Genomic DNA, 13940 nt, shown 5'->3' with positions numbered 1-13940 from the left:
GGGTAACGAAGGGAATCATTAATGTCACAATGCCGTTACATTAGGCGGCTTTTGTAGATATCGATCACAATTTTACGCCACTCGTTTCAGGGCGCCTCTAGCGCGGCAATGTCAGCGTGACCCGCAGGCCCCCTTCCCGACGATTACGCAAGACGACCTCCCCCCCATGGGCATGGGCTAAATTGCGCGCAATCCCGAGCCCCAATCCGTATCCCTGCTGTTGACCTGTCAGGCGGACATGCGGTTCGAAAACCTGCTCTAAATCCTTTTCTGGCACCCCTGGGCCTTCATCGTCGACATGCAACATGAATACCTTGCCATCATCCTCCACCGTTAAATGCGCCCGATTCCCGTACTTCAGCGCGTTGTCGAGTACATTGCCGATACAGCGCTTCAAGGCCAGCGGCTTGCCGGGATAGAGAGCCACCGCTTTACCTTGCAACGTCGCTCGAGGCTGCTCACCGGCCTGGTAAGGCTCGACGATATTGCTCAGCAGGAGATTGAGGTTTACCGACTCGATATTTTCATGAATATCGGTGTCCTTGACGCACTGCAGTGCTCCCTTGACTAGCAGATCCAATTCGTCGAGGTCTCGATTGAAACGCGCCTGCAATGCCTCATCCTCCAGTAACTCAGCGCGGAGCCGCAGCCGGGTGATAGGGGTCCGCAGATCATGGGAAATCGCACTGAAAAGCTGGCCCCGCTCGGCTAGGTATCGACTGATACGGTCACGCATGGTGTTGAAGGCGCGCGTGACTTCCTGAATCTCACTCGCCCCAACTTCAGGAAGGGGTTGAACCTGTGCCTCCAGCGAAAGCTCACGTGCCTCTTGCGACAAACGTTTAAGCGGCCGGCTCTGCCAGTGGATGAGCAGGCCGATGAACAAGAGCAGAAAAGCGCTGCTGAACAGGATGAACCAAGCCTGCTGCAGAGGCAGGAACGGCTCATCCAGGGTGAGATAAGGGGCTGGCATCAGTGTCCCGATGTAGACCCACTCCTCCGGACCTATTCGTATCTGGGTGACCAGAATGGGCGGATCTAGTGGTTCAAAGCTGAGAACGTAGTGCGCCCAGGAGCGTGGCAACTCATCCAGGGAAAGATTGCCATTGAACAGGCGCAGGTGCTTGGGGCTGACAAACTCCACATACATCGGCATCCCATTGCCGAGACGCTCCCGCAAGACTGACTCCACAGCATGAAGTACCGCCTGCTTGCCAGGCGAATCGGGCAGCGGCTCCATGATCAAGGGCTTTTCATTAAGCGATACGAAAAACCGTGTACCGCCCATATTACGCAACTGCTCCAGCACTACCGGACGATACGCCGGCGGTAGCAGACTGAAGTAACGCACGCTGGCCGCAATGGAGTAACCAAGGCTGCGCGAAGCGTTCAGCAGACCTTCCATTCGGCTGGCACGCAAGTGCGATATCCAGAAGAGGCTGGAAACGCCCTGGGCCAGCAGAACCGCCAGCAGCGTAAGCAACAGCATTCTTCCCAACAATGAGTGCGGTACCAGCCGCTGGAGTGCCTTAAAAAACATCTGCGGTCGGGCCATGCACCTGCGCCGCCAGAAGGTAGCCACTGCCGCGTACCGTGCGAATTAGTCGAGGCGATTTCCCAGTGTCACGCAGCCGTTGACGCAAGCGGCTGACGGCCATGTCCACGATGCGGTCAAGCGGCATGACTTCACGCCCCCGCGTCGCGTTGGCAATCGTGTCACGGTCAAGTATTTGCTGGGGATGATCTAGAAACAGTTTGAGCAGAGTGAAATCAGCGCCGGACAGAATGACCTCTTCTCCGTCCTGGTGGAACAGCCTGTGCGTGACAGTATCAAGACGCCATTCATCAAACACCAATGTGTGCCCCGACTTGGCGTCACCAAAACCTGCGCGCCGGAGAAGCGCTTTAATCCGCGCCTGTAATTCCCGCGGGCTGAATGGTTTTCCAATGTAATCGTCAGCGCCCAATTCAAGGCCAATCACACGATCTGCCTCATCGGAGCTGGCGGTCAGCATGATGATAGGTACTTGAGAGATGGAACCACTCAGCGCCCTGACCCAACGGCAAAGGCTGAAGCCGTCCTCACCCGGCAGCATGACATCCAGTATCAGAAGATCAGCCGGCTCGGCTTTAAGCGCAGTACGAAATCCGTAGCCGTCTGCCACCGCTCGAACGCTAAATCCGGCACGACTCAGATAAGCCTCAAGAAGCTCACGAATGTCCTGATCGTCATCGACCAGCAGGATGGATTTACCCATCGGCGTCATAGCGTTGTCCCTTGTCTTTTTTATTATTGCCCTGGTGTCGAAGCATGCACGACACCAGGGGGAACGCCAAGAGGTGAAACGCGGTATTACTGACCGTTCAGGCTTTGCTGCAAGGCAACCCCTGCGCCAAACAGGCCAGGGTATTCGGCGGTGACCAGCCAGGCAGGAATATCCTGCAGGTAGGCACTGCTCGTCTTACCCTTGTCCGCAAACGCCTTGGCAAAGGCGCCGTTCTGGAAGCGCTCGACAAATCGCGGCAGAATTCCACCAGCGATATAAACGCCACCCAACGCACCTAAGGTCAGCGCAGCATTACCTGCCACACGGCCCAGCCATACGAAGAACTGCTCCAGCACCTCGTCGGCATAGGCGTCACCGGACAGCGCCATTTCACAGATCTCGGCAGCGGTCACGCACTTCTCTTCGCGGCCATCCAGTTCACAGCTGGCCTTGTAGAGATTCACCAGGCCATTGCCGGAAATAATACGCTCCGCCGACACGTGGTTACCAAACTGGCGCTTCAGGATTTTCCAAATTTCGAACTCACGTGGCGTGCCGATCGGCAAATCAACGTGACCGCCTTCGCTGGAAAGTACCATCCAGCGGTCACCCCCGATCGGCAGCAGACCGGCCACACCCAGGCCAGTACCCGGCCCGATGATCAGACGTGCCCGATTGGCATGCGCCGCTCCCTCACGGACCTGAACGCAATGCTCTTTGTCCAGCTTAGCTACAGCCCAGGCCATTGAGCTGAAGTCATTGATCAGAAGCAGGTGAGTCAGACCAAGCTCAGCGCAAAAACGCTCGCGGCTGATAACCCAGTGATTATTGGTAAAACGGAAGTCACCCTCGCCTACCGGCCCCGCGCAGGCGAGACATACGGAGTGGATATCGTCAAGAGCGACACCGGTACGCTTGAGGTATTCACGCACAGCATCTTCGGGACGCTCGAAATCGGCACACGCCATCACCTCGATCGCATCAAGCTGCTGGTCACGCCACAATGCGAAACGGGCATTCGTGCCCCCGATATCCCCTACCAAAGCCAAATTCATTTCAGCGCCTCCAGGCTGGATGTAAATGCACTCGCACCCTTTTCGGCGGTGCTCATTGCTTGCCGCATGAACGCAAAGAGTTCACGTCCCGTTCCAATTCCCATGCCTTGCGGGGGCGCCACCTGCTCCCGAGCATTCCACTCGGCAGGATCAACCACCACGATCAACTCTCCGGTTTGTCCATTGACACGAACCAGATCACCGTCACGTACTTTCGACAACGGACCGCCATCGATTGCCTCAGGGCACACATGGATAGCCGCTGGCACCTTGCCAGATGCTCCAGACATACGTCCATCAGTCACCAGAGCAACCTTAAAGCCTCGATCCTGTAACACGCCCAGGTAAGGCGTCAGCTTATGTAACTCCGGCATACCAAGGGCCTTGGGTCCTTGAAAGCGGACCACCGCTACAAAATCGCGGTCCAGCTCACCCGCCTTGAAGGCATTAGCAAGCTCGGCTTGATCAGCAAATACTCTAGCAGGCGCCTCTACAATCTGGTGATCAGGCGCTACGGCAGACACCTTCATGACCCCACGGCCAAGGTTGCCATCCATCACACGCAAACCACCTTCAGGGCGGAACGGGCGCTCGACCGGACGCAAGATTTCTTCATCCAAACTCGCCACAGGTCCTTCGCGCCATGTCAATGTGCCATTCTCCAAGAATGGCTCTTGCAAGTAACGACGTAATCCATGACCCATGACGGTGTTCACATCTTCATGCAGCAAACCGGCATCCAAAAGGGTGCGAATCAGGAAATTGGTGCCGCCAGCCGCATGAAAATGGTTCACATCCGCCTTGCCGTTGGGGTAAACCTGCGCCAGCGTCGGAACGACAGCCGACAGATCCGCCATATCCTGCCAGGTCAGTTCGATACCAGCCGCCAATGCGATGGCGGGAATATGCAGGGTATGGTTGGTAGAACCACCGGTTGCATGCAAGGCCACGACCGAGTTGATGATGGCTTTTTCGTCAATGATTTCGCCCAACGGGATGAAATTACCGTTCTGCTGGGTGATGCGCGTTACCTGACGGGCCGCCTCACGGGTTAGCTCATCACGTAAAGGCGTATAGGGATTCACAAAGGATGAGCCTGGCAGATGCAGGCCCATCACCTCCATAACAACCTGATTGGTGTTAGCTGTACCGTAGAACGTGCAGGTGCCCGGGCTGTGATAAGACTTCATTTCCGACTCAAGCAACTCCTCGCGGGTGGCCTTACCCTCGGCGAACAACTGGCGTACCCGGGCTTTTTCCTTGTTGGAAATGCCTGAAGGCATTGGACCACCCGGTACGAAAACGAATGGCAAATGACCAAAACGTAGAGAGCCAATCATCAGGCCAGGAATGATCTTGTCGCAGATGCCCAAGCACAATGCGGCATCGAACATATTGTGGGACAGTGCCACAGCGGTGGACATTGCGATGACTTCACGGCTCAGCAAGCTGAGTTCCATACCCGCTTCGCCCTGGGTTACGCCGTCACACATGGCTGGCACTCCACCGGCGAACTGACCAACGGAGCCTATTTCGCGCAGGGCATCTTTGATGATCTGGGGGAAATGTTCGTAAGGCTGGTGCGCAGACAACATGTCGTTGTAAGACGAAACGATAGCGACGTTAACCTCATCCATAAGGCGCAGACGTTGCTTGTCCGCAGGACCGCATCCGGCTACGCCGTGGGCAAAGTTGGCGCATTGTAGCTTGGCACGCTGAGGGCCTTCGCTCGCAGCTGCCCGGATCATTTCAAGGTAGCGCGTACGCGTAGGGCGGCTACGCTCAATGAGACGCTGTGTAACTTCAAGGACGCGAGGATGCATGGTTCCGATTCTCCAGGCAGGCGAAAAATTTGTTGTTTTTAAAACAAATTTGATCTGAGTGGCTATTATTCCTCTCAAAATACGCGATAGTGTAATTGTTTTTACAACAAATCCTGCCAGAACGAGGTTTCAAATATGAGCATTCGTATTGCTATCAATGGTTTCGGGCGTATCGGCCGTAATGTTCTTCGTGCGCTTTACTCCGGAAATTATCGTCAGCATATGCAGGTTGTCGCCATCAATGACTTGGGTGACGCGTCCATTAATGCCCATCTCCTGGAATTCGACAGTGTGCATGACCGCTTTAATGCCGAGATTTCCGTTGGTGAGAACAGTTTGACCGTTAACGGCGATCGCATCGCCGTGTCCGCCATTCGTAATCCGGCGGAGCTTCCCTGGAAAGACCTGAATGTTGACGTAGTGTTCGAGTGCACCGGTCTGTTCACTACACGTAGTAAAGCAGCCGCTCACCTGGATGCCGGCGCGTCTAAGGTTATTATCTCCGCACCCGGCAAAGATGTTGATGCCACCATCGTGTATGGTGTGAATGACGGTATTTTGCGTCAGTCGCATCAGGTTATTTCCAACGCATCCTGCACAACCAACTGTTTGGCTCCGGTCGCCCAGGTCCTGAACCGTGAGCTGGGTATTGAGCATGGCCTGATGACCACGATCCATGCCTATACCAATGATCAGAACCTGTCGGATGTTTATCACTCCGACCCCTTCCGTGCTCGCTCGGCAACTCAGTCTATGATTCCAACCAAAACCGGTGCAGCTGAAGCCGTAGGTTTGGTTTTGCCAGAATTGGTAGGTAAGTTTAGCGGCATGGCCGTACGTGTGCCGACCATTAACGTGTCGTTGGTCGACTTGACCATTCAGGTTTCCAAGACAGCCGACGCCGAGACGATCAATGCCTTCATGAAAGCGGCCAGCGAAGCCTCGCCAGTATTGGGTTATAACGACCGTCCACTGGTGTCGATCGACTTCAACCATAACCCGCTGTCCTCAATCTTCGATGCCAACCACACCAAGGTCACAGGCAATCTGGTGAAGGTCATGGCCTGGTACGACAACGAGTGGGGATTCTCCAACCGTATGCTCGATACCTGTCAGGCACTGGTAAACGCTCCGGCGTAACACAGAACCTGACACAGACGAATCGGCCGGATCATCTCCGGCCGATTTTCATTATAGCGGCTATTGCCTCATTGCTCTTCCCGATCCTCTCCCACCGGATCGATGGCCTCTTCCAGGCGCAAATCGTCAAAATCAATCTTGAGCCCGGTTTCCATGACATCCAGCTCCGCCAGTAATGTCCGGAAACTGGTTTCCTCTGCTGGCTTGGCTGATGTTTCGGCAGGCTCCGGTGACATGACTGACACATCTTCTGCTGCCAGCGCGTGATCGTCGAGAACAGGTTCTGGCTCGAACTCCATCTCGCGAATAGCGGCCAGCGTTGGCAACTCATCCAGGCTTTTCAGGTTGAAATAATCCAGAAACGCTCTGGTAGTGGCAAACATGGCCGGGCGGCCCGGCACATCACGATAGCCAACCACGCGAATCCATTCGCGCTCAAGCAATGTCTTGACGATCTGGCTGTTGACTGCAACACCACGCACTTCTTCGATTTCACCACGGGTGATTGGCTGTCGGTAGGCAATCAGCGCCAAGGTTTCCAGAAGCGCCCGCGAATAACGCGGCGGACGCTCATCCCAAAGACGACCGACCCAGGTTGAATACCGCTCCTTGACCTGCAGGCGATAACCGCTGGCCACTTCCTTGAGCTCAAAACCACGCTTCTTGCACGAGCCGGCCAGCACAGCGAGTCCATCGCGTAACTGCTTGGGCTCGGGCCGCTCATAGTCATCGAAGAGTTCCGCGAGGCGTTCCAGCGTCAGCGGTTTACCGGCAGCCAGCAGTATTGCTTCGAGCAGAGGCGCGAGTTCTTTAGGGTCAGAAACATTCATGGCGCGCATCTTAAAGAGGTTGTTGCCAGAGCAGAAGCCACCCTGAAGAATTTCCGATGATCTTATCCAGATGTCCATATCTGTGGGGCACCTGTCATTGCAGACAGACACAGCGCACAGCACACTTGATTGATCCGTCCTGAGTATGAACCATGAATGCCGTCCGCGTTGTTGCCAGCCTTCTCTATCCAGACGTAATGAGCCTGGATGTAACCGGGCCGTTGCAGGTTTTTGCGTCTGCCAATGTTGAACGGCAGCGACAAGGGCTGTCTCCGGCTTATCAGATAAGCCTTCTGGCTGATCAGCCCGGCCCAATCATGACCTCATCTGGCATTCAGATCGTGGCGGATCAATCCTGGCGTGACATGCCTGCAAAGCAGCTCGATACCCTACTGATTCCTGGCGGTATTGGCGTCGAGCAGCAATGTCGACATACCGAACTGCTGGACTGGCTGCAACAGAGCCAGCCTCGCCTGCGTCGTCTGGGGTCCGTTTGCTCCGGCGCCCTGATCCTGGCTGAGGCTGGGCTGCTGAAGGGCCGACGCGCCACGACACACTGGGCTGACCTGAAAGCGTTGCAGCGTTACACCGCCATACAAATTGAGGGAGACCGCCTGCATACCTACGATCCTGCCGGGCAGGACGGTTATGCCGATGTCTTTACTTCCGCCGGTGTTACGGCAGGTATTGACCTTGCGCTGGCCCTGATTGAAGCGGACCTGGATCGACCTACAGCATTAAGCGTAGCGCGCAGACTCGTCATGTTTTTACGTCGTCCCGGTGGTCAGGCACAGTTCAGCGCCTGTCTTTCGCCGGAGCCCAGCCGAACTCCTCGTTTGGCCGCATTGTTGGACTGGATACCCGCGCACTTGGGGGAAGATCTTTCCATCGAGCGTCTGGCAGAGCAGGTCAACATGACGCCTCGCACCTTGTCGCGTGCATTTGGCAGGGAGTTGGGCATCACTCCGGGACGCTATGTAGAACAGGTTCGCCTGGAGACCGCCAGAGCACTTCTACATGATGCACAAGCCTCAATCAGCACCGTTGCTCGCCTCTGTGGCTTCGGCCACCCGGAAAGCCTTCGCCGGACGTTTCAGAAACATTTGTCAGTCAGCCCGCAGGCGTATAGCGCCCGATTCGGTGACCCCATACGAGGACTTGATCATGCTTGAGCTACGCCCTAACTGTGAATGCTGTGATCAAGACCTGCCACCTGACACAGGCGACGCATTCATTTGCTCTTTCGAGTGCACATTCTGCAAGACATGCGCCTTGAGTCACCTGCATGGCTGCTGCCCCAACTGTGGAGGTGAGCTGGTCAGAAGACCGGTTAGACCGGCACAAAAACTAGAGCGCTTTCCTGCCAGCCTGAACAGAAAGATACAGCCCTGCCGATAACCATGCAGGCTTTCTGATGGACACACTCTTAAGGTCCATACCTGGTACATCAACGCTATCGCCGCCTCAAGCGGAGCGGATTTGAGCGGCAAGGTAGCGCAGAACGCAGCATTCAGGATTCGCCAGCGCTTGGTCGAATTTGCGGCTCGCACTATGGTGCCCGCGAAGAAAATGTTGCCTTCACTAACGGCTATGTAGCATATGGGAACAGCAGCCGGCCTTCGAAAAGTTGATCCGCAGGGGCTATATCGGTCAGATATCTCTCGAAATTCCTACAATAACGGATACCCCCCTGATTTCCGCATCAAGCCGGTGGAAGATCGAGCCCGAGGGTAACCATATCTCACTCCTACGCCGTAGGCGAGCCGCCCTTCATATGAGGCATTGCTGTCTGGTACAAATTAAAGGACGCCGTTGCCAGCCTAGCGGATTACCGGATTCACCCAAATGTTGATGCCCTCCCCACTCGAGTATGTACTGTAGAACGTGAAATTGACGAAACGCCTGGAGCAGGCCGAGGCCTGCACCACGGCAAACCCCGCCACTGAGCAGGTAAGTGCATGAAAGAAAAGACGGGCTGGTTAGCCGAGCTGGCCACTTTTGAATCCCGGGGCATTCCGTGCGTGTTGGTCACCGTTGTTGAAGAGAAAGGCTCAACGCCGCGTACTACAGGGACAAAAATGATAGTCATTGCCGATAGTTTACGTATGACGATTGGCAGCGGTCACCTCGAGTACAAGGCCATCGAGATTGCGCGGCAGATGCTCAAGGAAGGAATACGCGAGCCGCGCATCGAACGGTTTGCGCTGGGTGAAAGTCAGGAACCATGCGGCACGGAAGCCACAGAATTGCTGTTTGAGCCCATGGGCCAGCACACGGTGCACGTCGCCGTGTTTGGTAATGGACATGTGGCGCGTTCCCTAGTACCACTACTAGCCAGCCTGCCATGCGAGATACGCTGGATCGACTCACGTGTTCGGGAGTTTCCAGACACTCTTCCTAGGGGAGTTACCAAAATCGTCACGGACGAACCTCTGGATGAAGTAGACGCCATGCCAGGCGGCACCTACTTTATCGTCATGACGCATAATCATCCGTTGGACCTTGAGCTGACCGAGCGCATCCTGACCCGTAACGATTTTGGCTATTACGGACTGATAGGCTCTAAAACCAAGTGGGTGAAGTTTCAGCATCACCTTGCAACCAAAGGTTTTACAACCGAACAGATCAATCGCGTACGTTGCCCTCTGGGAATCCCGCAAATTAAAGGTAAACTTCCTGCGGAAATTGCGATCTCTGTAGCGGGAGAAGTTATCGCGACCTATAGCGCACAGGCTACGCTACAAGAAGCCTCTCCACTGCGTCTCGTTCAGCCGACACATAACCATTCCTAATAATGTCGCGCGGGTTTGAATTGTCGACCTTGCAGTGGTTGATCGTGCGCGACAGGTTGCATGCTTGACCTGTCTACCGTTAACACACTGGATGATTAAGAAGGGATATGACTACTCAAGCCTACCGTGCCGCCCTGCTCCATTGCGTCGCCGACCCGAATGATGTCGGCATTGAGGCTGCCTGTGAATTCGTTGAAGACGGACTGCTGGTAGTAACTGATGGTCGCATCGAAGGGATGGGACATGCTGCCACATTGCTGCCCGTACTGCCTGAAGGAACTGAGGTTATCGAATACCCGGACACCTTGATTACACCAGGCTTTATTGACACCCATATTCATTATCCGCAGACGGGAATCATTGCATCGTACGGTGAGCAGCTACTGGACTGGTTGAACAATTACACGTTCCCGGCCGAAGGCGCCTTTGCTGATACAGCCAAGGCAGCCGAAGTCGCTGATATTTTCCTGAAAGAACTGCTACGCAACGGAACAACGACTGCACTGGTGTTTGGCACCGTGCATAAACAATCCGTAGATGCCTTCTTTGAGGCTGCCGAGAAGCTCAATCTTCGGATGATCGCAGGTAAGGTCCTGATGGACCGAAACGCTCCAGATTTCTTGGTGGACACGCCGGAGTCTGGCTATAACGACAGTAAGGAGCTGATCGAGCGCTGGCATGGCAAGGGCCGCTTGCACTATGCCGTCACTCCACGCTTTGCACCAACCAGTACGCCAGAGCAGCTTACGCTTGCTGGAAAGCTGCTTGAAGAATACCCGGACATCTACATGCACACGCACCTCTCTGAGAACCTCAAGGAGATCGAGTGGGTAAAGTCACTATTTCCCGAGCGCAGCGGCTATCTGGATGTATATGACCATTACCAGCTGCTTGGTAAGCGCTCCGTGTTTGCACATGGCGTTCATCTCTGCGATGAAGAATGCGCCCGCCTGGGTGAAGCCGGATCAGCCGTAGCGTTCTGCCCTACTTCAAACCTGTTCCTGGGTAGCGGCCTCTTTAAGCTACCGCAATTGGAACAGCACAAAGTAAATGTAGGCTTGGGTACAGATGTCGGAGGCGGAACAAGCTTTTCAATGCTGCAAACCGTCAGCGAGGCTTACAAGGTCATGCAGTTGCAAGGTGAGAAGCTGCATCCGTTCAAGGCGTTCTACCTGGCAACACTGGGCGGCGCTCGTGCATTACGCCTGGAGGACCGGATTGGTAGCTTTGCCCAAGGTAACGACGCGGATTTTGTGGTACTCGACTACCATGCGACGCCTCTGTTGAGCTACCGCTTAAAGCAGGCTAAGTCACTGGAAGAGAAGTTGTTTGCCTTGATGGTGTTGGGCGACGATCGGACCGTAAAAGAAACCTATGCCATGGGTGTAAAAGTGCACCAGCGCTAAAGGCACCATAAAAAAGGCCGGCTAAGAGCCGGCCTTTTTACAGGAGGAGGTTTTAATTTCCCACGATCAATAGCGGATTGAATCCACTTCGATCAAACTTGCCCTCTTCTGCAAGCTTCATATCCAGCATGAGACTGGCTAAATCGTCAGCCATTGGCTCAGCGCCCAGATTGAACTCCTTTGTCACAATCTTGAGATAGCTGTTGCAATCGCTACACGTTTCCACCTGAGCGGCTACAGGTGCCTTACCCTGCTCATCCTCGAGACTTAGGTATTTCACCGTACGGCCTTCTCCGCACACGCTGCACTTGCTACGTTCCAGATGCCACTCAGTCGAACACAGACCACAGTGCAGATAGCGTACGCCACTACGGTCTCGATCAGCATGAATAATGCTGGCAACAGGAGCCGACCCGCAGCATGGACAAATCGTTCGTGCATTACCGGACGGCCTTCTGGGTGGCGAAGATAGACACTGGGTGAGACGAACCCAGGCGATCTGCAATGCCGCAGAGATAAAAGGCAGCAACGCACGATGCTCTACAGGGCCTGGACGGCCATCCAGAATATCGTCCGCCAGTGCTTCCCTTGTCTCATGGTCCAGCTGACGCAGTGCAGTCAAAAGCTCACGCTGCTTATCGGCTACGTGGAGCTCAAGCGTATCAAGCAATGCGTTCAGCTCAGCCTGCCAGTCAATGTCACGACGCAAAGCATTGATTCCAAGCGGCGGCATGCCATGCTCGAGGGCCAGATCAAAAGCGCTCGAATCTGGCAGCCAGCTAGCGTTATGCTCGTTCAGAACAATGTCCTGCGCCTTGACCAGCTGAGACATGAATGCCAGGAAACCGCTTAGTGGCTCAACTTTCTCAGAAAGATCCTTGAGCCGTCGTGCCCGCATGGCAAATACCTGCTTTTTAGGCAGTACAACGGGTGCCGGATCCATGATCCCCGTAGGCGAGGTCCCATATTGGTGAGTGGCAGTGGCTGTCACGGCGTCCCCTTCGTTGGCATATGATGCTCATTGACCGCACCCGAGCGCGAGCCGGTTCTTTCCTTTTCCTTACGCTCTTGTTCGACAATATCGTCGTACCAGAGACGGTGATGATGCTTGGCCCAGGCTCGGCTTACGCGCCCCTGAGTCATCGCCCGGAAAGAGCCTTTTACCCAGATCGCCGAGTAAACATGGATGATCAGAGTAATAATCGCGATAAAGGCGACATAGGCATGTACCAGACTGGAGAGTCGCAGCCATTCACGAGGGAAGTACTCTGCGAAATAAGGGCGCCAGATGACAATGCCTGAAATCAGCAGCAGCGGCACACTCATAACCATCAACCAGTACACCAGTTTCTGGCCAGGATTGTTAATGCCAATGGGTGGCGCCAGCTCGTCCCGGTTACTGAGTACATCACCAATGTGCTTCATCCATTCAATGTCATGACGCTTGAACAAGTTGACCTTGAAAAAGCGTATAGCCATGACCACAAAACAGAGCGCCATGATCACCCCAATGAAGGGATGAACCATGCGCGTTACTGTCGGACCGCCAAATAAGGCGGTCAGGTCAAAAAAGAAGGGATGAAAGAACGCCAGCCCACTGAGCACCAGGCATACGAATGTAATCGCGATGACCCAATGGTTCAAACGGCTGAACGTGCTGTACCGCAGAATGCCTTTTTCGTTGCTCGAAGGGGTCATTTGCGATCCTCCTCTAGGGCCTCATGACGGATCTCCTCATCCGGCGTATCTTCTGGCTCTTCCTTGGGCCCCTTCATGACGTAGTGAGCAAATCCAGCCAGGGCTGTCAGACCAATCATGGCGGACATGATGGGCTTGGTAATCCCTTTCCACAGGCCAACCATAGGGCTGATCTGCGGGTCGCGAGGCAAATTGCTGTAGAGCTCCGGCTTGTCGGCATGCTGTAGAACATACATCACGTGCGTACCACCCACGCCAGGCGGATCGTACAGACCTGCATTGGCATAGCCGCGATCGTTGAGCTGTCCTACCCGCGTCAGCGCATGCTCGGTCATGTCTTCCTTGGTACCAAACATGATCGCACCCGTCGGGCAGGTCTTCACGCAGGCGGGCTCCAGACCATGATAAACACGGTCTGAACATAGCGTGCACTTGTAGGCCTTTTGATCCTTCTTGGAAATGCGCGGAACGTTGAAAGGACATCCCGAAACGCAATAACCGCAGCCAATGCAGTGCTCGGAGTTGAAGTCCACGATACCGTTGGCATATTGCACAATCGCCCCGGGTGCCGGACAGGCCTTCATGCAACCAGGCTCTGCACAGTGCATGCAGTTGTCCTTACGGATCAACCACTCCAGATTGCCCTGCTCGTTCACATACTCATTGAACCGCATGACCTGGAAGGTAGTGGGGCTAAGGTCTGCCGGATTATTGTAGCTACCATCGCAATGACCGATCTCATCACGCAGATCGTTCCACTCCGAACACGCTACCTGACAAGCCTTACACCCGATGCACCGGGAAACGTCGATCAGCTTGGCGACCTTCTCCACCCCGCCGTCACGTGTGTGCGGCGAGGCTTCGGTGGTCGCGGACCGGGCGACGATGTTTTGAAAGTTGACTTGATCGCCTCTCATGATTATCGCGTC

The 13940-nt window shown here is 54.9% G+C and carries 13 protein-coding genes; 5 read left to right on the top strand and 8 right to left on the bottom strand.

All coding sequences use genetic code 11. The features are described 5' to 3' along the window. Positions 1-97 precede the first annotated feature (97 nt). The 4 genes from EAW52_RS11240 to edd all read right to left on the bottom strand — a co-directional run bounded on the left by EAW52_RS11240 (position 98) and on the right by edd (position 5145). Positions 98-1555, bottom strand: coding sequence for an ATP-binding protein (locus EAW52_RS11240; RefSeq protein WP_019365549.1), 1458 nt, complete (start codon positions 1553-1555; stop codon positions 98-100). Next, the gene (locus EAW52_RS11235) at positions 1530-2267 is read right to left on the bottom strand and encodes a response regulator (RefSeq protein ID WP_010798449.1); all 738 of its coding nucleotides are present in this window, start codon (positions 2265-2267) and stop codon (positions 1530-1532) included. The genes EAW52_RS11240 and EAW52_RS11235 overlap by 26 nt, the downstream gene beginning before the upstream one ends. 86 nt (positions 2268-2353) lie before the next feature. Beyond that, positions 2354-3322 (bottom strand): glucokinase, encoded by a 969-nt coding sequence (locus tag EAW52_RS11230; RefSeq protein WP_122042459.1) that lies wholly within the window; start codon positions 3320-3322, stop codon positions 2354-2356. Continuing rightward, on the bottom strand, positions 3319-5145 hold the full coding sequence (gene edd / locus EAW52_RS11225; protein ID WP_122042458.1) for a phosphogluconate dehydratase: 1827 nt from the start codon (positions 5143-5145) through the stop codon (positions 3319-3321). Before edd ends, EAW52_RS11230 begins: the two co-directional genes overlap by 4 nt. A gap of 135 nt (positions 5146-5280) precedes the next feature. On the opposite strand from edd, the gene gap reads away from it, so the two are divergent. Beyond that, complete coding sequence (gene gap, locus EAW52_RS11220; protein ID WP_122042457.1) at positions 5281-6285, top strand: type I glyceraldehyde-3-phosphate dehydrogenase; 1005 nt, start codon at positions 5281-5283, stop codon at positions 6283-6285. 68 nt (positions 6286-6353) lie between these two features. Here gap and scpB read toward each other — a convergent pair whose 3' ends face one another. After that, complete coding sequence (scpB, locus tag EAW52_RS11215) at positions 6354-7115, bottom strand: SMC-Scp complex subunit ScpB (protein WP_122044780.1); 762 nt, start codon at positions 7113-7115, stop codon at positions 6354-6356. A gap of 152 nt (positions 7116-7267) precedes the next feature. On the opposite strand from scpB, the gene EAW52_RS11210 reads away from it, so the two are divergent. From EAW52_RS11210 to guaD, 4 genes are all read left to right on the top strand, one after another. Continuing rightward, on the top strand, positions 7268-8287 hold the full coding sequence (locus EAW52_RS11210) for a GlxA family transcriptional regulator (protein ID WP_122042456.1): 1020 nt from the start codon (positions 7268-7270) through the stop codon (positions 8285-8287). Then, positions 8280-8513 carry a DUF1272 domain-containing protein gene (locus tag EAW52_RS11205; protein ID WP_122042455.1) on the top strand — a complete coding sequence of 78 codons (234 nt, stop codon included), beginning with the start codon at positions 8280-8282 and terminating at the stop codon, positions 8511-8513. The genes EAW52_RS11210 and EAW52_RS11205 overlap by 8 nt, the downstream gene beginning before the upstream one ends. Before the next feature lie 560 nt (positions 8514-9073). Next, a complete protein-coding gene (gene xdhC / locus EAW52_RS11200; protein WP_122042454.1) occupies positions 9074-9907 on the top strand; it encodes a xanthine dehydrogenase accessory protein XdhC in 834 nt (277 codons plus the stop codon). Between the two features lie 107 nt (positions 9908-10014). Then, positions 10015-11313, top strand: a complete 1299-nt coding sequence (guaD, locus tag EAW52_RS11195) for a guanine deaminase (RefSeq protein ID WP_122042453.1) — start codon at positions 10015-10017, stop codon at positions 11311-11313. Positions 11314-11365: 52 nt separating this feature from the next. On the opposite strand, the gene fdhE is transcribed toward guaD, so the two are convergent. The 3 genes from fdhE to fdxH are packed head-to-tail and all read right to left on the bottom strand — an operon-like array spanning position 11366 to position 13928. Continuing rightward, positions 11366-12256: a formate dehydrogenase accessory protein FdhE gene (gene fdhE / locus EAW52_RS11190; RefSeq protein ID WP_122044779.1), complete on the bottom strand. Its 891-nt coding sequence runs from the start codon at positions 12254-12256 to the stop codon at positions 11366-11368. 44 nt (positions 12257-12300) lie between these two features. Further along, positions 12301-13011 carry a formate dehydrogenase subunit gamma gene (locus tag EAW52_RS11185; protein WP_122042452.1) on the bottom strand — a complete coding sequence of 237 codons (711 nt, stop codon included), beginning with the start codon at positions 13009-13011 and terminating at the stop codon, positions 12301-12303. Next, positions 13008-13928 carry a formate dehydrogenase subunit beta gene (fdxH, locus tag EAW52_RS11180; RefSeq protein ID WP_122042451.1) on the bottom strand — a complete coding sequence of 307 codons (921 nt, stop codon included), beginning with the start codon at positions 13926-13928 and terminating at the stop codon, positions 13008-13010. Before fdxH ends, EAW52_RS11185 begins: the two co-directional genes overlap by 4 nt. Between the last annotated feature and the right edge of the window lie 12 nt (positions 13929-13940).

Origin of the sequence: Pseudomonas sp. LTJR-52 (assembly GCF_003691465.1) — a bacterium.
Classification (GTDB): Bacteria; Pseudomonadota; Gammaproteobacteria; order Pseudomonadales; family Pseudomonadaceae; genus Chryseomonas; species Chryseomonas luteola.
This window is presented reverse-complemented; position numbering and strand designations above follow the sequence as displayed.